The sequence below is a fragment of the Pseudomonas sp. P5_152 genome, assembly GCF_033989915.1.
In the GTDB taxonomy this organism is placed as follows: Bacteria; Pseudomonadota; Gammaproteobacteria; order Pseudomonadales; family Pseudomonadaceae; genus Aquipseudomonas.
Map to the genome: position 1 here is coordinate 2,993,073 of NZ_JASFAH010000002.1, position 19,908 is coordinate 3,012,980.

A 19,908-nucleotide genomic window follows, 5' to 3' on the forward strand; every position below is an offset into this window, starting at 1 on the left:
TCATCGAAGAACATGGTCTGTTACGCATTGAATTCTCCGGAGCAAGGTTGCCCCATGGATTTTTTTGGCCCCCATCTTTTTGCCTACCTGATCACGCTCATTCACTCCCTGGGCACGATGGCCGCAGTCCACGCCGTGCTGACCGTCAGGACCGCCCAAGGCTCGATTGCCTGGGCCCTGTCGTTGATCTTCATTCCCTACCTGACGCTCATTCCCTACCTGGTGTTCGGACGCAGCACCTTCGATGCGTACATCAAGGCCCGGCGCCAGGCCAACGAAGAGATGCGCAAGGCCATCGCCGACCTGAACTGGCGCCCATGGGTCGAGGAAGCGCTGACCGCCCGTGCCTCCAATGCCTACGACTCGCTGCGCGCCATGCCGAAGCTGGGGCGCATGCCGTGCCTGGCGAACAACCAACTGCGCCTGCTGATCAATGGCCAGGCCACCTTCGACGCGATCTTCGAAGCCATCGAGCAGGCCCGGGAAGCGGTGCTGATCCAGTTCTTCATTGTCCATGACGACCAGCTCGGGCGGCGCCTGCAAAGCCTGCTGATCAAAAAAGCCGCGCAAGGGGTCGCGGTCTACCTGCTCTATGACCGCATCGGTAGCCACTCCCTGCCCCACCGCTACGTGCAGGAGCTGCGCGATGCTGGTGTCCAGGTCAAAGCGTTTGCCACCCGCAGCGGCTGGCTCAATCGGTTCCAGGTGAACTTTCGCAACCATCGCAAGATCGTGGTGGTCGACGGCCGGCAAGGCTTCGTCGGTGGGCATAACGTCGGCGACGAATACCTGGGCGCCAAGCCCCCGCTCTCGCCATGGCGCGACACCCACGTGGCGGTCAGCGGTCCGGTGGTGGCCTGCATGCAGGAATCGTTCGCCGAAGACTGGTTCTGGGCGGCGCGCGAACTGCCGCCATTGATCCTGCCACAGAGCTATCCCGACGACGGCGTGCTGTGCCAGTTGTTGGCCAGCGGCCCGGCAGACCCCTACGAAACCTGCTCGTTGTTCTTCGTCGAAGCGATTCATGCCGCCACGCAGCGCGTGTGGATCACCAGCCCGTACTTCATCCCCGATGAAGCGGTATTTGCCGCGCTGCGCCTGGCGGTCCTGCGTGGCGTCGATGTGCGGTTGCTGCTGCCGTCGCGACCGGATCACCGCATCGTCTATGCCGCCTCCAGCCTGTATGCCTTTGAAGCCGTACGGGCCGGGGTCCGGGTGTTCCGTTATCAACCGGGGTTCCTGCATCAGAAGGTAGTGCTGGTCGACAGCGAAATCAGCGCCATCGGCAGCGCCAACCTGGACAACCGTTCGTTCCGGCTGAATTTCGAGGTGATGTTGTTGACCGTCGACAGCGCCTTTGCCGGCGAAGTCGAACAGATGCTCAACGCCGACTTCGCCCTGTCCCACGAGATCAACGAGGACGAAGGCCGGGAGACCCATCGCCTCAGGCAGCTCGGCATGCGGGTCGCCCGCCTGATTTCGCCGATTCTCTAGGTCGTGTAGATATCGTCCCGGGTCCAGGGCAGCTCGTGGCTGCCATCGGCATGGGCCTTGACCGCCAGGATCTGGTGCAGGTTGATCCAGCCCCGCGCGAACGCGTAGGCGCAGCCTGCCAGGTACAGCCGCCAGATCCGCAGCGCTTGCTCCGGCACCTCTTTGGCCGCAGCTTCAAGGTTGTCTTCCAGGCGCTCGCTCCAGTGATCCAGAGTGCGCGCGTAGTGCAGGCGCAAGCTTTCGACATCGACTATTTCCAGGCCCACCTCGCTGATCTCGGCCGAGATCATCGACAGATGGGGTAGCTCGCCATTGGGGAACACATAACGCTCGATGAACTCGCCGGCGCCTCGCCCCACTGGCCGACCATCGATATGCTTGGCGGTAATCCCGTGGTTCATCACCAGGCCGCCTTCGCGGACCGCACCAAATAAAGTCTGGCAGTACTGCGCCAGGTTGGCGTGGCCGACGTGTTCGAACATGCCGACGCTTACCACCTTGTCGAATCGGCCATCCTGCGGCAGGTCGCGATAGTCGAGCAGTTGCAACTCCACCAGATCCTCCAGCCCTTCGTCGCTGACCCGCTGCCGAGCCAACGCCAGTTGCTCTTTGCTCAGGGTCACGCCGAACACCCTGACCCCGAATTCCCGCGCCGCATACCGCGCCAACCCGCCCCAGCCGCAGCCGACATCCAGCAAGTATTCACCCGGTTGCAGCCGCAGCTTGCGGCACAGGTGGCGGAATTTTGCTTGCTGGGCCTGCTCCAGGGATTCGCTGCCGGTTTCGAAATAGGCACAGGAATAGGCCATGTCGCTGTCCAGCCACAGCTGGTAGAAGGCATTCGACAGGTCGTAGTGGTAGGAGATCGCCGCCGCATCGGTGGCCTTGTCATGCACGCTGCGTACCGGCTGGTCGTCATCGTCTTCGTTGAGCAGGGCCTGGCTCCACTCATCACACACCCGGATCACGTCGCTGATCGAACCTTCGAGTTCGAGCTTGCCCTCGACGAAGGCCGCGCCCAACAGGTCCAGGCTGGGGTGGGTAAATTGCGCGACCATTTGCGGGTCCTTGACCACAATCGTGACACTGGGCGCAGGGCCCAGGTTAAATTCGTGGCCGTCCCAGAGTCGCAAGCGAAGCGGCAGTTGCAGATTCTGTAAGGCCGGTGGAAGTTGCGCGAGCATGAAAATTCCCCTTGTTTCAGACGTCTGAAATGAGGGTAGACCATAGTAGAAAATTAGCTGGCTATCGAATCAGACAGCTGCGCAGGCACGCCCTCACTGCGGTTGACTGTCATTTCTGGTTTCAGTTCGATAAAGCCGATTGCTCACAATTTGTCCAAGGACTCCTGAAACCGCAGCAACCGCCCGGCATTGCCCAAAACCAACAGCGTGCTGAGGTTGTGCAGGATCGCCGCGATCATTGCCCCGGCCGCACCGAGCCAGCCAAACGCGGCAAATGCAACAATGGCCAGGGTCCAACCCAGTCCGATCACGACGTTGACCTGCAAGGTCTTGCGACATTGACGGCTGAGCCGCACACACGTGCCGAGACGGCGCAAGTCACTGCCGATCAGCACAATGTCAGCAGACGCCAGCGCGATGTCCGCTCCACCCGCGCCCATGGCGACCCCGACTACCCCGGCCTTGAGTGCCAGCGAATCATTGATGCCATCGCCTACCACCATCGGTCGGAAGCCGCTGGCGATTTCCTGCAGCACCCGGTTCAGCTTGTCTTGCGGCAATGCCTGGGCCTGCACGTCGCTGATGCCGACTTCCTTGGCCAAGCTGTCGGCGACGCTCTGGCGATCGCCGGTCAGCAGCACCTGACGGCCCAGGCCCAGTTCACGCAACTCGCTCAAGGCCTGCCGCGCTTGCGGCCTGACGCTGTCGGCCAGCAGCAACCAGGCGAGGAACCGTCCGTTCAATGCCAGGCCGGCAATCGGCCCGTCGTGATCGGGGACCGGTGCGGTGCAGATGCCCAATTGGCTGAACAACTCAGGACGGCCGAGTGCGGCCTCACCCTGTGTGGTCCTGGCGATCACCCCCAGGCCCTGGCGCTCCCGGATGTCGCTCAGGGGCAGCCATTGCGCCTGGGCGACCAGGCCGGCCAATGCGCGGCTGACCGGATGGCTACTGGCCGAACCGAGGCTGGCGGCCAGGGCCAGCAAGGTCTGGTGATCCTCGAGCGGGCTGTCGATCGATTGCAGGCGCAAACTGCCCAGGGTCAAGGTGCCGGTCTTGTCGACCACCAATGACGTCAGGTCTGCCAGTTCTTCGAGAAACGCCGAGCTGCGGATCAGGATGCCATGCCGCGCCGCCACGGCGATCCCGGCAATGGCGGTGGCCGGCGCCGACAACACCAGGGCGCAGGGACAGGCCGCCACCAGCACCGCGAGCATGGCCTGGGCATCGTTGGTGACGAACCAGGTCACGGCGGCTAGCAGCAACACCAGCACCCGGTAGCTCCCGGCGTATCGCTCCAGCAAGCGCGTGATCGGTGGCTTCGAACGCTCGGCGCCTTGCATCAGTGCGATGACTTTGCCCAGGGTCGAGTCATGGCCTGTGCGCGTGACCTCCAGACGCAACCAGCCATCGAGGTTGATCGCCCCGCCGAAGACCGGCATGCCGACACGCGCCTCCAGCGGCACCGACTCACCCGTAATAGGTGCCGTATCCAGACTCGCCTGCCCCGCCACTACCCGGCCATCGGCAGGCACTCGGTCACCGGCGCGCACTTCCACCGTGTCGCCTGCCTGCAACGCGTCGTTGTCGATTTCGAGGATCGAGCCATCAGCCTGAACCCGGCGCGCCTGACTGCGGGTCAGCCGGCCCAGGGCATCGATCGCCTCCTGCGAACCGATCACGCTGCGCTCTTCAAGCACGTGGCCGAAGATCATGATGATCGGCAACAGTGCGGCCGTCAGCAGGTCGCCGGTGGCCCAGGCGCCGAGCATGGCCAGGGCGATCAACTGGTCGGTGATCCCGTGCAGACTCGGGTAACGCAGGCTGAACCAGGCCGAACGCATGACCGGCACAGCCACCAGCAACGACGCCACGCCCAGCAGCAATTGGCTGACTGCAGGCTGCTCCGGCGCCAGCCAGCGCCAGACCAAACCCAGGCCGAGCAAGCCCAGGGCTAGCATCGCCAGCGTCAACTGGCGCGCCGCCTGGCGTTGTTCGTCGCGGGTCAGCAGGCTCGGTGCGGCAGCGGTCACGGGGGTCATTGTTGAGCTCCCTGAATGATCAGGCGGGAATCGTCTTGGGGGTTGATCGTCGTAACCGAACCGGCCTGCCTGAGAATGCCGGGGATACGCTCCCGGTAGAGGCGCAGCAGCATCTGCGGGTCAGTGCCTTGCTGTTGCGCCTGGCCCAGGCTGAGCACGCTGGCGGTATCGGCCGAGGCTTTGGCCAGCCGCTCACTGGCTTGCGCGTGAGCCACCTGCAAGGTGCGGTCGGCTTGCTGGGTGGCGCCCTGGTTGAGCTTCTCAGCATCGGTCCTGGCATTGGCCACAGCTTTGTCGGCCTGCTGGCTGGACGTCAGCACCGCATTGAATGCATTGACGGCCGGGGCTGGCAGACTCGACTGCACATCCACGCGCGCCACCTCGATACCCAGGCCCTGCCCCGTGGCGACCAGTTCAGCCAGGCGCTGGTTGATCCCGTGCAGCAGATCGCCACGCAAGCGTTCGCGGCGTTCGGCGGCCTGATTGTCGATGCCGATCAATTCCGGTCGCGCGACCAGAATGGTGTCCAGGTCCCGTGCGGCCGTGAGCGCCACGGCGCTGCGCGTGACCAGCCGATCCAGCGCCGGCAACACGTGCTCGGCCTGCAGGACAAAGGCATACGGTTCGGTCACCCGGTAAAACACCCGCACATCCAGTTGCACCACCCCGGCATCGCCGGTGAGCAGATACCCGGAGCCGGCCAGTGCATCGCTCATGGGGGTGGCGAAACTCGCGGCGCGTTCGCCCTTCAGTGCGGCCTCGGAACGAAGCAGACTTTCTACGTGCCGCTCCAGTACCCGGTCCGCCGCCGGCAGCAGAATCACCTGTTCGAAGGGTCGTGGCCAGGCCAGCAGCAAGCCGGCAGTCTGTATCCGATCGAGCGCCCCGAAGTGCAAGACTACCGCCCGCTCTTGCGATTCAATCTGGCGCACATTGGAAAAGGCCCAAGCCAATGCCGCCAGGACAGTCACCCCATACAGCGCCAGAAAGGTCAGGCGCCCAGCTTGAATCCACGGACTGTCCTGCCCACTTGTTCCACGTGGAACCCCACTCATGGCTGCGACCCGGACGCGGGGGCAACTGTCGGTGGCCCGTCGACCAGCACCCGAAACGGCGCGGCATCGGTGCGCAGAATCAGTTGGCTGCCCGGGGTCACCACCGTGCCCAAGGTGTCCAGTGAACGCAGCACGTTGTACAGCTGGGGCGAGCCGGCATAGGCCTTGCCGTAGATCTGCGCCGCTTCGACCCGCGATTGCGCTTCGATGTCAGCCGCCTTGACCGTGGCATCGGCCTGGACGATGCGCGCATCCCGTTCGGCCGCCGAACGGATTTGCGCAGCCTCACGCTTGCCGATCGCCGTGCGTTCGGTGGCGATGGTTTCGCGCTCCGCACGCATCCGGTCGACGGTGGCCGTGAGGGTCACCGACGGGAGTGTCAGGCGTTCAAGGCCCACTTGCAGCACGCGCACGCCATAGGTACGGAGCAGTTGCTGATCAATCTGCTGACGTAGCTGCGCCTCGAAACCGGCGATCTGCACCTTGCTGGCGTCGGTATTGACCAGGTTGGCCAGGTCAATACTGGCGGCACTGGTTTCCAGGGCTGAGCCGACAAACGTGCGAATCTGCCGCGCAGCTTCGTCCGGCTGGTTCTGCACTGCCCGCATGAAGCGCTGCACATGCTCCGGGTCGCCCTGCACCTGCCAGGCGACATAGGCCTGGACGATGATGCGCAGGCCATCCCGGGTGCCGACGTCTTGCAAGCCGCTGGAGGTGGTGCGCAGCCGCAGGTCCACCGGGATCGCCGCCTCAAACGGCGCCGGCCAGCGCCAGTTGAGTCCCGGCTCCAGCAGCACCCGCGCTGGATTACCGAAGCGGGTGATCACTGTGGCTTCGCCGGAACGCACCTGTACCAGGCTCGCCGCGGCCACTGCGAACAGGACCAGCAAGGCAGCCCAGGCCATTCGCCGCCAGGGCATAGGCCCGGCCTCGGCGGGGTCGTGATGATGGTGGTGGTGACCATGGGAATGTCCGCAGTGGCCGTGATCGTGAGGCGGGTGGGAAGTTGACTGGCTCAATGGGCAGCTCCTGGCTGGACGGTTGGGCGCGACGGCGTCGGGTCAACCGGTGGGGCGAAGCGTCTGAGGTCGATGGTCGGGGCGCTGCCGCCACCCAGGCGATGGTCAAGGACCAACAATCGGGCTTTGGCCAAGCCTTGGGTCAATTGGGCCAGGTACTGCTCGAGGATGAATGCCTGGCCAGCGATGGCGTAGGCCTTGCGCTCGGCGGCAAACCGGCGGTCAGCGGCCTGGGCCGTGGCGTTGATTTCGTGCGCCGTAGCGAGCGCCTGATCGTGGCGGACACTGGCCTGCAACTGCGCCTCGTTGCTCTGTTCGGCAGCGGCTCCACGCTCACGGGCAATCAACGCCTGAGCGGCGATCTGCGCCGCTTGCACGCCGTGATAGGCGTTGGCCGCACCCGCCGGTGGGTGAATGGCCTCCACTACGGTGGCGAGAATTTCCACGCCGCTGTCCAGGGCCTGCAAGTCTGCCTGCACCGCGCGGCCGATGTCCTCGGCCAGGCCAACCCGATCAGCACCGAGCAAACCATCGAGGGTACGCGAGGCAAAGTCGTGCAACAGAATCCGGCTGGCGGTGCTGCGGATCAGCGTGGGGATATCGGCACTGTTGTAGGTGGCGGCCAGCGCGGCCTGGTCACTCAAGCCGATGCGATACACAAAACGCACATCCATGTTGACGATCTGCAGGCCCTGTTGCTGGTTGCTGCGGCTGGCGATCACCTGGGACTTGTCGTTGACATGACTGGCGTCCCACAAACGGTTGGCAGTGTCTGGCGCTTGGCCTTCGGCAGGTTCGGCAACGCTCAGCACTTGCGTTTCAACTGCACTGCTGGCCAACTCATGCACCACGCCGTACTCGACACCCAGCACACGTCCCAAAGGCCATGGCAGACCTGCGTGCAAGCCCGGGCCCAAGACCTGCACCGGTTTGCCGAAGCGCTCATAGATCCCCCTTCCCTGCAGGGGAATCTGCTGCACTGCGGTGAGCAACCAGCCAATCAGCAGCACCAACGCAAACACTGGCAGGAATGCCCGGCGCATGTAGCTGAACGCCCAAACCTGCCGCAGATCGATACCAAACCTGTGGTGCAATTCGTGCTGTAGCGTCAGCAATGGTTGCGGCGGCCAACGCAGCAGATCGGCAACGAGGCTGCGTGCCAGCAGCCGGGGTTCCACGTGATCGCGCTGGGGACTGAACAGCGCCAACACTGCGCGCAACAGCAACTCGGCGGCGACCAGGCCAGGCAACAGTCCGATCAACACCGCCACACGTACGCCCCAGACGGTGGCTGCACTGCTGAACAAGAGGCACAACGCGCTGCTCACCAGGCCGATGATCGCCACCCGCACCAACTGCGCCAACGACCCCGCTTCGGGCCACTGGGCAGGTTGTTCCTGAGCCAGTTGACGCTCGTACACCAGCAACACAAAGGCCAGCAGTAGCGACATCGCCGCCCCGATATTCCCCGCCAGACCCAACTCCGCAGCCGGTAACTCCAGGTTCCAAGCCTGTACCACGCAAAACAGCACCAGCAAAGCCCAGCCACCGAGCCACAAGGTTGGGGCGCCGATTTGTTGCAATAGCCCTGCCCCGCGCTCGCCCAGGCGGCTCAGCAAGCGCTCGTACCAGCCCTGGGGCTCATCGGCCGACTCAGCCACGACAACCACAGGCGGGACCAGCGCCCGCGCCCGCCACTGGCTGACCCACCCCGCCGACTGCAACCCGGCCACCAGCATCAGCAGCGCCGAGGCTTGATTGACCAGCAGCGGCAGCCACAACGACAGTGGCGTAAACAGGCCGATGAAGCACGCCGCCAGCAGGCCGATCAGGGCCAGTGCAAACAGCCCTATCGCCATGCGCGTCAACCGCCGCTGGTGAAACACAGCCTGTTGAAAACGCGGCAGTTGTTCGACGCTCACCCCGTGCGCTTGGAGATCGACTTGCATAACACCTCAATCACTTCTATGGCAGGCAGCGGCTCTTGGGCTGCGCCCACGGACCTTCGCGCGCAGATCATAGCGTTACGATATAACAGTATTCGTTAAATTTTTGTCATGCTGTTTGACCTCTCCCAGACAGACGTCTTGACGGGTGAATATTACATTCATAATATTAATCGCCCGCCGGGTTTAAGCCCCGCCTCTTCCATCGAATGCCTATGCAGGAGTACTGCCGTGAGTACCTATGACGTCGTGATTCTCGGGGGTGGCCCCGGTGGCTATAACGCAGCGATCCGCGCCGGGCAGTTGGGCCTCAAGGCGGCCTGCGTCGAGGGTCGCGCGACTCTGGGCGGAACCTGCCTGAACGTCGGCTGCATGCCGTCCAAGGCTCTGCTGCACGCCTCGCAGCTTTATGAAGCAGCAAGCGGGCCAGCGTTCGCCAACCTCGGCATCGAGGTTCAGCCGACCCTCAATCTCGCTCAAATGATGCAGAACAAAGATCAAAGCGTGGCGGCGCTGACCAAGGGCATCGAATTCCTGTTTCGCAAGCACAAGGTCGACTGGATCAAGGGTTGGGGCCAGATAACCGGGCCGGGCCAGGTCCGCGTGACGGACAGCCAAGGCAACCAGCGTGACCTGCAAGCCAAGGACATCATCATCGCCACCGGCTCGGAACCGACACCGCTGCCCGGGGTAACGATCGATAACCAGCGCATCCTCGACTCCACGGGTGCCCTGTCGCTTGCCGAAGTGCCCAGGCATCTGGTGGTGATCGGGGCCGGGGTAATTGGCCTGGAACTGGGCTCGGTCTGGCGGCGACTGGGGGCTCAGGTCACCGTGATTGAATACCTGGACCGCATTTGCCCGGGAGTCGATGTCGAAGCAGGCAAGACCCTGCAACGCGCCCTCGGCAAACAGGGCATCGAGTTCAAGCTCGGTTGCAAAGTCACGGCCGCCACCCCTTCAGCCACCGGAGTGCACGTTCACGTGGAGGCCGCGACCGGCGGCAGCGCAGAAGTCCTCGAAGCCGATTATGTGCTGGTGGCCATCGGGCGCCGGCCGTTTACCCAGGGCCTGGGCCTGGAGAACGTCGGCCTCGCCACGGACGCTCGCGGGATGCTCGCCAACCACGGCCATCGTACCGACGCCGCCGGGGTCTGGGTGATTGGTGATGTCACGTCAGGGCCGATGCTCGCCCACAAGGCCGAAGACGAGGCCATGGCGTGCGTCGAGCAGATCGTCGGCAAGGCTGGCGAAGTTAATTACGCGCTGATCCCCAGTGTCATCTACACCCTGCCGGAGCTGGCCAGCGTCGGCATGACCGAAGAGCAACTCAAGGCGCAAGGTCGCGCGTACAAGGTCGGCAAATTCCCTTTTACCGCCAACAGTCGCGCCAAGATCAACCACGAGACCGAGGGTTTCGCCAAGGTCCTGGCCGACGAGCGCACCGATGAAGTCCTGGGCGTGCACCTGGTGGGCCCCAGTGTCAGTGAGATGATTGGCGAGTTCTGTGTGGCCATGGAGTTCAGCGCCAGCGCCGAAGACATAGCCCTGACCTGCCACCCGCACCCGACGCGTTCCGAAGCGTTGCGGCAGGCGGCAATGGATGTCGCAGGGCTGGCGACGCAGATGTAGCTACATCCGCGCCGTCGCCCCGGGTTCAAGAAGCCTGGCGCCGGCGCCGCAGCAACAACAGGCCCGCTACCCCCACCAGAAGCAGCCCGCCGACCTGCAGCACGCGCTTGTACGGCCGCAGGTCCGAACGCACGTTGTCCACTGCCTCGGTCACGTAGCGCTGGTTGGCGGCGGCGAAGTCCGGCTCCTCACACTGCTGGCCAAAGTTCTCTGCCCACGGCACATAAGGCCCCTGCTCGACGTAGCGCCGGTACAACGCACGCTGGTCCTCCAGGCCGGTGCCCCAGCCCGAGGCCTTGCACAGCACGGCGGCGAAGGCCTGGCTGGTATGGGGCAGCAGGTCGGCCGCCTGGCTCGCCAGCGCGGTGGCGACGTAGCGATAGTGGAAGCGCTCGTTTGGCTGGGCGACGCTGGCGTGCTGACGCTGGACTTCGCCGAGGGCGATCAGGGGGGCGACCTTGATCTCGGGGATGTCGAGGCTGAAGTTGCCATCGAAGGTGGCGAAATCCGGGGCCAGCTCGTAGCCGAGCAGCTCCATGCCGTGTTCCCGGGCCAACCGGCCCGCGTCATAGAAGGCTGCGGCGCGTTTGGTCGGCCACCAGCTCGACTGCGCGGTTTCGCGCAAGCCCACGTACTCCTTGGCCAGCGCCTGCAGCCCAGGGTTGTCGAAGTACGCCGCGGCCTCGGCATAACGCTCCTCGCGCAGCAAACGCCGGCCCAACAGGTCGCGCAAGCGCGCGCTCACCGGCAGGGGCTCGTAGTTGTCACGCTGCTCCTGGGTCAGTGGTGCGGGGGCCGGCACTTGCTGGTCCACGAACTGCTTGAGTTCGTCCACCGTCAGCACCCGCTCCGCAACCAGCGCGGCGTCCTGCCAATACAGGTCCTGGCTGCGGTACAACTGCTCGAATGCCTGCAGGTAGTCGCCGCGCTCCAATGCCAGCAAGGCACTTTCACCCTCGACCCGGCAGCCAGGCTTCAGCGCTTCATAGTCACCGCTGGCGGTGTTGCGCAGGCCCCAGTCTTCATCCTGGGGAAAGGCTTTGGCCGCCTTGGCATACGCACTGGCAGCCAAGGCCTTGTCGCCGTCGCGCAGCGCCATTTTTGCCCGCAGCCACCAGGCCAGGCCACCGTCACCGGCATGCTCGAGCAGGGTTTTGCTGGTGGCGTAATCACCGATCTGGTAGTTCAGCGCCGCCAGGCGGTCAGCATTTTCCAGGCTGCCGGTAGTGCTCTGTATCAGGGCCTTGATGATTTTCTGTTCAGCCGGCGGTTGCTCACCGAAGGACCAGCCTACGTGGCTGATCAACGCCGCCGTGACCAATTGCTGGACCGCCTGGCCTTCGAGCAAGGGGATGAGCTGCGCCTCAGGCATGGCATTGAGCTCATCGATCAACTGCTTGAGGGAGCTGTAGCCGACGGGCGAACCTTGCCGGCTCTGGGTCGCGTACAACTCGACGGCACTGTTCCAGTCACCCGCCTGGCGCACCAGTCGCGCTTCTTCACCGAGGCTGGCAATACCCAGTTCGAGCGGGTCACTGAAGCCGTCGACACTCAGTTGACGGGCCTGGATAAAGGCCTGACGGGCTTGTTGCAAGACGTCTTGGCTGGCGGGTTGATGCTGCTCGCTGGCCTGCTGATTGATAGCCATCAATGCCCGGCCGAGCGAGTACGCGGCCCAGGTGCTGCGCAGGGCGCGTTGATCGGCCGGGAGCGCCAGCACCTGGCGGAAGTAGTCGGCTGCCGTGGTCGCATCGCCAGTGTTGAACGCCACCGCACCGGCGGTATAGAGGCTGAGTTCCGGGGCCAGGCCGGCACTCTCGGCCAACACCTGGTGCGCGTCCTGCAGGGTTCGCAGCCGGGTTACCTGCGCGCGCTGCGCATCAGTCAGGCCCAGCTGTTCAGCGTTGATCCGGGCCTGTACGTAAGGGTCCAGGTCACTGTCGTAATCGCGGCTGAGGCCAGTTGTCGCCGCTGGTTTCAGGCCGGCGATGACCTTGCCCAGGCGATTGATCTCGAACTGGAAACTGCCTTCCGGCAACTCACCCAGGGTCATTGCCCGGTCGCCCAACAGGCGCAGTGGAAAGTCCGGACCACAGGCGGTGGCAGTGCCCAGCGGCAGAAACAGACTCAACGCGAGCAAATGCCGCGACCAGTTACGGGAATACATGTGAACCTCCTTGATCAATTTGTGTGCAGCGTGCCCAACCCAGGGTGCGCTCGGCACCGGCGGGCAAACGGCCGTCCCTGAGGCGGCTGAAACTCAGTTGTCCGGGCGTCTGCTGTACGGCATAGCCGTTGAGCGCATCTACGGCGACGCATTGGCTGACGGCCAGGGTCACCCGTTGCGGCAAGGTGCCGTCGAGGTTGCCGTCATTTCTGACCACGATGTCGTACAGACCTTGCTGGCTGGAAAGGTTCAACGCCAGGCGGCTGCGCAGTTGCTCGCCGCGCGCCACGGCACCCAGGGTTGTCAGGCTCCAGGCACGCCGGTCGCCCTTGAGCGGCAGGCGAAACCAGATCAATCCGGCCAGGTGTGGCGGCGGCTCGGCACGCAACTGGCTGGCCAGTGTCGCCAGTTGTTGCGGGTCGGCCATCAGTTCGCGGCGCTGGCCGACTCGTTCGATCGGCACTTCACTCTCCACCAGGGGCGCCCCGCCCTCTCCCGGCAGCAGGGCGATGCCATAGGCCGGCAATGCCAGGTAAAACGGTTGCCGAGTGATGCGGCTCCAGCGCTCAGCCCATTGCTTGGCTTGCACCGGGTCGAACAGGCCAAGCTCCGGACGGCTCACCGCGTGCACTTGCAAGACGCTGCTGTCGACCGCCGCCAGCAAGGCCGCCAGCTCGGGACTGTCGAGCCAGGCCGGCAAGGCCGTGATGCTCAGCTTCAAGGAGGCGGGCAAGGCCTGGCGCAAACCCAGCAGGAACTCGCGATAGGCCGGCAATCGCGCGGTCCCGGCATCGTGATCGATTTCCACACCTGCCAGCGTCAAGCCCAAGGCCTGCCAATCGGCGACCATTTGCAGGATCTGCGCCGTGGTATCGACCGGGTCCAGGTGCTTGAGCTGGCCATCCAGGCGGACCACCGCAACCAGCGACCGGCCGTCACGCTGCAACAACGGCCCATCGATCTGCGCGCGACGCCAGCCGCCTTGTGGATAAGTCTGCAGGGCGAAGACCCGCAGGGTGGAAAAATCGGCACGCGATTGCGCCAGCGCCTCGGCATGGGCGGTGGTCCATTGGCGCTGCCAGATGTAGAGCTGTTGATCGAGGGGGGGCGCGGTCGACTGCTGGCAACCGCCCAGGAGCGCGAGGCTGAACAACAGCGCACGACGCAGAAGATAAATCGAAGACATTATGGGCCCGTGGCTGAAGGACTGACCTGGCCCGCTGGGGGTGGGGTATGGGGTATGGGGTATGGGGTATGGGCGTAGGAGCGAGCTTGCTCGCGAAAAACTCAAGAGCGACGGGTTTTTTCAGACAGCACGCGTCATCGTTAACGTCCATCGCGAGCGAGCTCGCTCCTACACCCATACCCCACATACCCGCATCCGCATCCGCATCAACACCCACACACAGCCGGGCCGGTGCGTCAGCCTACGCAGCCAATGGCTTGCGGGCAATGATCACCTGACTTTTTGCGACTACGCCATCCAGCGCCTGCTTGATCTGCTCGCCGCGTGGCGACTCCAGGACCGCCGCCCAGGTCTCGGCCCAGTGGTTGAGCAGCGGATGGTCGGGACTGCTCAGGTCGACCTTGGCTTCCCAGAACAACATCATCCACAGCGACCAGTAAAAGCCGTACTGGCTGTGGCTGAGCACTTCCAGCCCGGCGTCGCTGACCATCTGCTTGAACTGATCTTCGCTGATGATGCGGATGTGGTTAGGCTTCTGGAAGTACTCGGGGGCGGCGATGTCTTTCTGCAGGTTTTCCGAACTGGGGTGCGGGACACTCAGCAGATAGAGCGCGCCCGGCTTGCCGACGCGCACCAGTTCGGCGAGAAACTGCGCGGGGTCGTCGACGTGTTCGATGACCTCGGTGGACACCACCCGGGTCGCCGTCTGATCGGCAATCGGCAGTGGCGCGCAGTCGGTGACGTGGCACTCGACGCTGGCCGCGATGGTATCGCCCAGGCGCAGGCGAGTGGCTTCGACCTTGGCCGCGTCGATGTCGGCAATGATGATGTGCGCCCCCCGGGTAGCACAGAAGTGCACGTTGCCACCGTCACCACACCCCACGTCCAGCAGCGTGTCAGCGGCCGTTACCGGGAAGCCGGTGAACAGTTCGCCGGTCTGCTGGTTGAACCAGCCACTGAGCACCGCATCGCGCAGGCCCAGCATGTAGGGATCGACCTTGGGTGCCGGCGCAGGCGTTGCCGCGGGGGGCGCGGCTGGCGCAGGGGGACAGGCCGCAGCGGGGGCAACAGCGCCCCCCGCCAGCTTCTTCAACAGGCTCAGCATGAGGTGACTCCTGGGGATGGGGTGGCCGCTCGGGACGCACTCAAGCGTTTGACCAACGCCGCGCCGCGATTACGCATGGGCATTTCGATAAAGCGGTAGTTGAGCTCGCTCAACAGCACGATCAGTCCGAACGCCAGCAAGATCGTGATGATCGGGTGGCCGGCCGGGCTCGGCAAAGACGCCGCCTGCAAGCGAAAGATCAATTCGCGCACCAGCGCATAGGCCGGGATATGGATCAGGTAGATGCCATAGGAGCGACTGCCGATCCAGGTCATCACCCGCTTGAACAGCCCCGGTGGCATCAGGTAGTCACAGTTGTAGGACGCCAGCCAGACCAGCACCGCACTGAGCAGCGCGATGGCGCCGATGCGGTAGGAGGTGAAGGTGAAACGATCGGTCGCCAGAAAGCTCATCAACATGGCAATGGCCACCAGCACCGCGATACCTGCCCAGGGCCGGCGCAAGAAGGTCGGCTGCCAACGGCGGTAGGAAGGTTGTGCACTCCACATGGCCAGCAACACCCCCAACGCCAGCGCGTCGGTGCGGAGCACCATCAGGATCGGCGTGCGCAACGTCAGCAACTGCACCGCCACCAGGGCCAGCAAGGCCCACACCAGATGTTTGCGGCAGACCAGGATCAACAACGGAAACAACAGGTAGAACTGCTCCTCCAGGGACAGGCTCCAGTACACGAAGCTGGTGCCGTACTCATAGTGGAAGAAGCTGTCGGCGAAACGGAAGTTGGCGTACTGCAACACCCCGGCCAGCGTCGCCTGCAGGTTGGCGGCCAGGGTACCGAAGGCGCCTGAGCGGTTGATGAACAGGCAGGCCAGGAGCATCAGCGCTAGCCATAACCAGGCCGACGGCAAGAGTCGAAAGGCGCGCCGCAGCCAGAAATTGCGGGTCTGCTCCCAGCACTCCTGGCGCGTACTGCAGCCCTGCAGCGCGGGGATCAGGCTGCGCGCGATGACAAACCCGGAAATCGCGAAAAACAGATCGACGCCCCACCAGGGCTGGCCCAGGGCATGGATGGCTTGCAACAGCGGGACCTGCCCGGCGAACAGGCTGTCTTGCAGGTGATGGAACAGCACCCCGAGCACGGCAATGCCGCGCAACAGTTCGATGTCCATGATCCGCTTGTCACTCATCCCGCGCTCCCCGGCGTTACTTCGCCAGCCATGGGCTTGCGCGCGATGATCACCTGGCTCTTGGGCATGAACTGGTCCAGCACCTGCTTGATGGCCAACCCGTCGGGCTGCATCAGCAAGTCATGCCAGGTGCGGGCCCAGCCTTCCATCAGGGGCGGGTAAGGCGCCTGGATCCGGTCACGCACCGCGCCCGCCATATCCCGCCCCGCCGCACGCTCGCTGGCCCAGAAGAAGATCATGCCCATGACCCAGAAGAAGCCGGTGGCCTGGCGGTGTTCAATGATCAGCCCCGCGTCTTCGACCAGGGCGGCAAAGCGTTCATGGGAAAAGATCTGCACATGGTTCGGCGCCTGGAAATAGGCGGCAGGCGCGATGCCTCGTTGCAGGTGCTCACCCACCGGCGCGGGCACGCTGAGCAAGTACTGGGCACCGGGACGACCCATGCGCACCAGCTCGGCCATGAACTGCTCGGGGGTATCGACGTGCTCCAGCACTTCCATGCACACCACTTTGCTCGCACAGCCGTCCGCCAGCGGCAGCGGCAAGCTGTTGCTGACCAGGCCAAGGGCTGGGGCCTGGGTCATGGCATCCACCTGGCGTGCCAGTTCGCGGACCTTGTCCTGTTCGCTGTCGGTAAAAATCACCGCGGCGCCCTGGCGCACTGCAAACAAGGTCGCCGCGCCCTCGCCACAACCGACGTCGAGCAGGGTGTCGTCGGCGCCAATCGCAAAGCCCTTGAGCAATTCCCCAGTACCGCCGAGAAACCAGCCGTCGAGTACCGCATCGGTGAAACCACAATCACGCGGCGATACCACCGGGACCGGGGCCGGTACTGGCTCCGCTACCGGGACGGGCGCAGGACGCAGCCAGTCGAGCAGGCGGCCGATCATGCTGGTTTCGCCTGGGCGATCACGCTTGCCAGAAACGCCTGCAAGCGCTGCTCGGTAACCGCTTGACTGCAGAACGCCTGCAGACGACTGACGGCATGGTCCGACATGCGTGCATAGCGTGGCGCATCGTGACGCGCCACCTGATAGCTGGCCTGGTAGGCCGAACACAGCGAATCCCAGTTGGTGACGTATCGCAGGGTGCGGTAGGCCGCACGCGGGTCATGGGGCCAGGCGGTGAGTTCGTCGGTCGAGTTGACGATGAAGGTGTTTTGCCCATCGATGTAATCGGCCATCGCCGTGTTGCACGGGGCGACCGCCGGCTTGCCGCAGGACATGAACTCCATCAGCGGCAGGCACTGGCCTTCACCGAATGAACTGTTGACCACAAAGCTGGTGGCCTGCACCAGGCGCTCATAGTCCGCATCGGCGAGAAAGCCGTGGATCAACACAATGCGGCAACGGTAGTCCTGGTTCTTGTAGAGGTGGTGCAGCATGTCATTCAAGGCGTCGGTGATGTCGTGGTGCGTGAGCTTGAGCACCAGGGTGGCATCGGCACACTCGCGGAACGTGGTGCAGAACGCGCTGAGCATGTCCTGCCAGTTCTTGCGCCCATCGTAGGGGTTGAACACCGAGGTGTAGATCACCCCGTCGAGCACCAGTTCGTGCTCGCCGGCAGGCGCGGCGAAATCCACCGGCTGGCCTTCACGCAACGCCACCGGGCCATACGGCCGCAGGTCCAGGTTGCGGCTGTCGATCAGCAGGCCACGCAGGCTGAGGCTGACCTGTTCGGCCAACGGCTGCTGCCCGAGCGCGCGCCCGCGCCCGGCAAAACGGTCCCAGACCGGCGCCGGAATCGCGCTGATCGGGTAGTCCGGGCCCATGGCATCACGCACCGCGGTCACGGTAAAACTGGAATGGGTAATCGCGGCGCCGACCTGATCCAGCACCAGGCGCCAGTCGTGCCGGGGTTCGCCCTGCCAGGTGTCGGTGGGAATGGTGCTGAACTCCCAGGCAAACACCGGAATGGTCGGACAGGCGTAGTGGATCGGTGTGCGATGGGGCGGCGAGAACGACAGGAACACGCAGTCTTCGCCACGGCTTTGGCAGTCGAAATACAGGCGGTCGACCAGTTCGTCGGGGTTGCTGACCTCGATCACCTGCCCCAGCCGCTCCAGTACCGGACGGAACTCCTTGAGCACAAAGTAGTAGCTGTACTCGGGACGGCCGAGATTCTGCTCGATGTTACTTTTGTTGGTTTCCGAATGAATGATGATCAGCATGAGGCCGCCCCTGCGGTCGCGACCGGCGACTCAGGCACCGGGTTGGTTGGCTGTTGCAGTCGCAGGAAGTCCGCCAGGCGTTGCTGCACCCCTGGGAAATTGCAGTAGTCGCGCATCCGCTCGTTGGCCGCACTGGCCATGGCCTGGTAACGCTCGGGCTGCGCCTTGGCCATGTGATAACTGGCCAGGTAGGCATTTTTCAGCGATCCCCAATCGGGACGCTGGTAGACGGTGCGGAACAGGATCCGGCTGTCCTGCGGCCACACAGTCGGCTCCTGGCTGGAGTCGACGATAAAGGCCACGCGGTCGTCGATGTAGTCCAGCATCGCCGTATGCCGAGGGGCGATCACCGGCTTGCCACAGGCCATGAACTCCATCAGTGGCAGGCACAGCCCTTCGCAGCGCGAGGCATTGACATAAAAACTGGCGGCGCCGTACAGCCGGGCAAACTGCTGGTCGTCCAGGTAGCCGTGGATGACCACCACCCGGCAACTGAAGGGCGACAACTGCGACAGCAGGGTCAGCATGTGCACGTAGTAGGTGGACAGGTCTTTCTGGGTCATCTTCAACACCAGGGTGGCGTCTTCGACATCGCGCATGGCCCAGCAGAATGCAGTGATCACGTGGTGCCAGTTCTTGCGTCCGTCGTCGGGGTTGAACACGCTGACGTACACCACCCCCTCGACCTGAATTTCGACCACTTGATCGGTGTCGGGAAACACCGCTTGCGGGTGTGAATCCTCGAGGGGCACATGCGCCCTTTCAACCACTTCCACTACCGGGGCAGGCGGCGATACTTCGGCGGCAGGTCGCTCGCCGCGCAGGCGTGCTCGCAGGCTTTGCGGCAGCAAATCACGAAAACCTTCGCCGTAGACCTGGTGCAGGTAATGGCGAAAGATCACCAACTGCCGGCGCAAGGGTTGGCCGGCAGCCTCGCGCAGACTCTGGCGCAGGTAATGTTTGGTGATAAACAGACGCCGACGCCAGGTCAGCAATGGCGCCGGGACCACCGCCCCAGGCTCAAGAGCGGGCCCAGGTTGCGGTTCAGCCTCAGCGACGATCGGCGCGATCAGGCCGTCCGCCGAAAGCCCCAACGTGCGGCTGTCGATGATGCAGCCCAGGGTCTGCAAGGTGGTGCCGGGGTTGACCGGCTGGCTCGCGGACTGTTGGCGAATATCGGCGAACCGTTCCCAGAGCGGGGTCGGCAGCACCAGCACCGGGAAGTCTTCGCCCAAGGCCCGACGCATCGCCTGCGCCGTATGGCTGGACAAGGTGATGACCCGGCCATGCTGCGCCAGGGTATGGCTCCAGTCCTGCCGGGGGTCGTTGTCCCAGTGCTCGGTGGGAATGGTGTCGAACTCCCAGGCAACCACGCAAATCGTCGGGCAGCTCAGGTCGGTAGGCGTCTTGTGTGGCGGTGCGAACGAAAGGAACAGGCTTTCTTCACCCTCGGCGGCGAGGCGTCGAAAAAGTGGGTCGACTTCGCTGATCGCGTCCACCATATGGACCCGACCCAGGCTTTCAAGGACCGGACGATAAGCCTTGAGGACAAAGTAGTAGCTGTATTCAGGACGGCCGAGGCTCTGGCTGATCGAGCGCTCGTTCACATCCGAGTAAAGAATGAAATTCATGGCATCCCACGCTGAAACCGCCTTTTCGGCAGCCTCATTCTTATGACGGCACAGCCCTGGATTTACCCGCCATAGCGCAGTTCGTCCAGCGCCTGCATGCCCGTCTACGTTCTTGTTTTTGTGGTCAGC

The 19,908-nt window shown here is 64.0% G+C and carries 14 protein-coding genes; 2 read left to right on the plus strand and 12 right to left on the minus strand.

All coding sequences use genetic code 11. The features are described 5' to 3' along the window. Positions 1–54: 54 nt before the first annotated feature. Positions 55–1,494, plus strand: a complete 1,440-nt coding sequence (cls, locus tag QMK50_RS13765; protein ID WP_159998655.1) for a cardiolipin synthase — start codon at positions 55–57, stop codon at positions 1,492–1,494. Here cls and cfaB read toward each other — a convergent pair. The 5 genes from cfaB to QMK50_RS13790 form a co-directional block, all read right to left on the minus strand. Beyond that, positions 1,491–2,678, minus strand: a complete 1,188-nt coding sequence (cfaB, locus tag QMK50_RS13770) for a C17 cyclopropane fatty acid synthase CfaB (protein ID WP_320333305.1) — start codon at positions 2,676–2,678, stop codon at positions 1,491–1,493. The genes cls and cfaB overlap by 4 nt on opposite strands. A 143-nt stretch (positions 2,679–2,821) precedes the next feature. Beyond that, a complete protein-coding gene (locus tag QMK50_RS13775; protein WP_320333306.1) occupies positions 2,822–4,720 on the minus strand; it encodes a cation-translocating P-type ATPase in 1,899 nt (632 codons plus the stop codon). After that, on the minus strand, positions 4,717–5,775 hold the full coding sequence (locus QMK50_RS13780) for a protease modulator HflK (protein ID WP_320333307.1): 1,059 nt from the start codon (positions 5,773–5,775) through the stop codon (positions 4,717–4,719). Before QMK50_RS13780 ends, QMK50_RS13775 begins: the two co-directional genes overlap by 4 nt. Beyond that, entirely contained in the window at positions 5,772–6,794 is a 1,023-nt protein-coding gene (locus QMK50_RS13785; protein WP_320333308.1) for a protease modulator HflC, read from the minus strand. The genes QMK50_RS13780 and QMK50_RS13785 overlap by 4 nt, the downstream gene beginning before the upstream one ends. Further along, complete coding sequence (locus tag QMK50_RS13790; RefSeq protein ID WP_320333309.1) at positions 6,791–8,743, minus strand: protease modulator HflK; 1,953 nt, start codon at positions 8,741–8,743, stop codon at positions 6,791–6,793. Before QMK50_RS13790 ends, QMK50_RS13785 begins: the two co-directional genes overlap by 4 nt. A 228-nt stretch (positions 8,744–8,971) precedes the next feature. Here QMK50_RS13790 and lpdA point away from each other — a divergent pair, with 228 nt between their 5' ends. Next, positions 8,972–10,372, plus strand: a complete 1,401-nt coding sequence (gene lpdA / locus QMK50_RS13795; RefSeq protein ID WP_320333310.1) for a dihydrolipoyl dehydrogenase — start codon at positions 8,972–8,974, stop codon at positions 10,370–10,372. A 25-nt stretch (positions 10,373–10,397) separates the two neighbouring features. Here lpdA and QMK50_RS13800 read toward each other — a convergent pair whose 3' ends face one another. The 7 genes from QMK50_RS13800 to QMK50_RS13830 all read right to left on the minus strand — a co-directional run bounded on the left by QMK50_RS13800 (position 10,398) and on the right by QMK50_RS13830 (position 19,779). Beyond that, positions 10,398–12,539 (minus strand): hypothetical protein, encoded by a 2,142-nt coding sequence (locus QMK50_RS13800; RefSeq protein WP_320333311.1) that lies wholly within the window; start codon positions 12,537–12,539, stop codon positions 10,398–10,400. After that, positions 12,526–13,725 (minus strand): DUF3142 domain-containing protein, encoded by a 1,200-nt coding sequence (locus QMK50_RS13805; protein WP_320333312.1) that lies wholly within the window; start codon positions 13,723–13,725, stop codon positions 12,526–12,528. The genes QMK50_RS13800 and QMK50_RS13805 overlap by 14 nt, the downstream gene beginning before the upstream one ends. Before the next feature lie 241 nt (positions 13,726–13,966). Continuing rightward, positions 13,967–14,830, minus strand: a complete 864-nt coding sequence (locus QMK50_RS13810; RefSeq protein ID WP_159998662.1) for a class I SAM-dependent methyltransferase — start codon at positions 14,828–14,830, stop codon at positions 13,967–13,969. Continuing rightward, the gene (locus QMK50_RS13815) at positions 14,824–15,978 is read right to left on the minus strand and encodes an acyltransferase (protein WP_320333313.1); all 1,155 of its coding nucleotides are present in this window, start codon (positions 15,976–15,978) and stop codon (positions 14,824–14,826) included. The genes QMK50_RS13810 and QMK50_RS13815 overlap by 7 nt, the downstream gene beginning before the upstream one ends. After that, entirely contained in the window at positions 15,975–16,868 is an 894-nt protein-coding gene (locus QMK50_RS13820) for a class I SAM-dependent methyltransferase (protein ID WP_095165035.1), read from the minus strand. The genes QMK50_RS13815 and QMK50_RS13820 overlap by 4 nt, the downstream gene beginning before the upstream one ends. After that, positions 16,865–18,148, minus strand: a complete 1,284-nt coding sequence (locus QMK50_RS13825) for a glycosyltransferase (RefSeq protein WP_320333314.1) — start codon at positions 18,146–18,148, stop codon at positions 16,865–16,867. Before QMK50_RS13825 ends, QMK50_RS13820 begins: the two co-directional genes overlap by 4 nt. Continuing rightward, positions 18,142–19,779: a glycosyltransferase gene (locus tag QMK50_RS13830; protein WP_159998670.1), complete on the minus strand. Its 1,638-nt coding sequence runs from the start codon at positions 19,777–19,779 to the stop codon at positions 18,142–18,144. The genes QMK50_RS13825 and QMK50_RS13830 overlap by 7 nt, the downstream gene beginning before the upstream one ends. Between the last annotated feature and the right edge of the window lie 129 nt (positions 19,780–19,908).

What these genes read in the sequence shown, in the direction of transcription:
- cls (WP_159998655.1), top strand. Translation starts at nt 55, where the DNA reads ATGGATTTTTTTGGCCCCCATCTTTTTGCCTACCTGATCACGCTCATT.
- cfaB (WP_320333305.1), bottom strand. Translation starts at nt 2,678, where the DNA reads ATGCTCGCGCAACTTCCACCGGCCTTACAGAATCTGCAACTGCCGCTT.
- QMK50_RS13775 (WP_320333306.1), bottom strand. Translation starts at nt 4,720, where the DNA reads ATGACCCCCGTGACCGCTGCCGCACCGAGCCTGCTGACCCGCGACGAA.
- QMK50_RS13780 (WP_320333307.1), bottom strand. Translation starts at nt 5,775, where the DNA reads ATGAGTGGGGTTCCACGTGGAACAAGTGGGCAGGACAGTCCGTGGATT.
- QMK50_RS13790 (WP_320333309.1), bottom strand. Translation starts at nt 8,743, where the DNA reads ATGCAAGTCGATCTCCAAGCGCACGGGGTGAGCGTCGAACAACTGCCG.
- QMK50_RS13800 (WP_320333311.1), bottom strand. Translation starts at nt 12,539, where the DNA reads ATGTATTCCCGTAACTGGTCGCGGCATTTGCTCGCGTTGAGTCTGTTT.
- QMK50_RS13805 (WP_320333312.1), bottom strand. Translation starts at nt 13,725, where the DNA reads ATGTCTTCGATTTATCTTCTGCGTCGTGCGCTGTTGTTCAGCCTCGCG.
- QMK50_RS13810 (WP_159998662.1), bottom strand. Translation starts at nt 14,830, where the DNA reads ATGCTGAGCCTGTTGAAGAAGCTGGCGGGGGGCGCTGTTGCCCCCGCT.
- QMK50_RS13815 (WP_320333313.1), bottom strand. Translation starts at nt 15,978, where the DNA reads ATGAGTGACAAGCGGATCATGGACATCGAACTGTTGCGCGGCATTGCC.
- QMK50_RS13820 (WP_095165035.1), bottom strand. Translation starts at nt 16,868, where the DNA reads ATGATCGGCCGCCTGCTCGACTGGCTGCGTCCTGCGCCCGTCCCGGTA.
- QMK50_RS13825 (WP_320333314.1), bottom strand. Translation starts at nt 18,148, where the DNA reads ATGCTGATCATCATTCATTCGGAAACCAACAAAAGTAACATCGAGCAG.
- QMK50_RS13830 (WP_159998670.1), bottom strand. Translation starts at nt 19,779, where the DNA reads ATGAATTTCATTCTTTACTCGGATGTGAACGAGCGCTCGATCAGCCAG.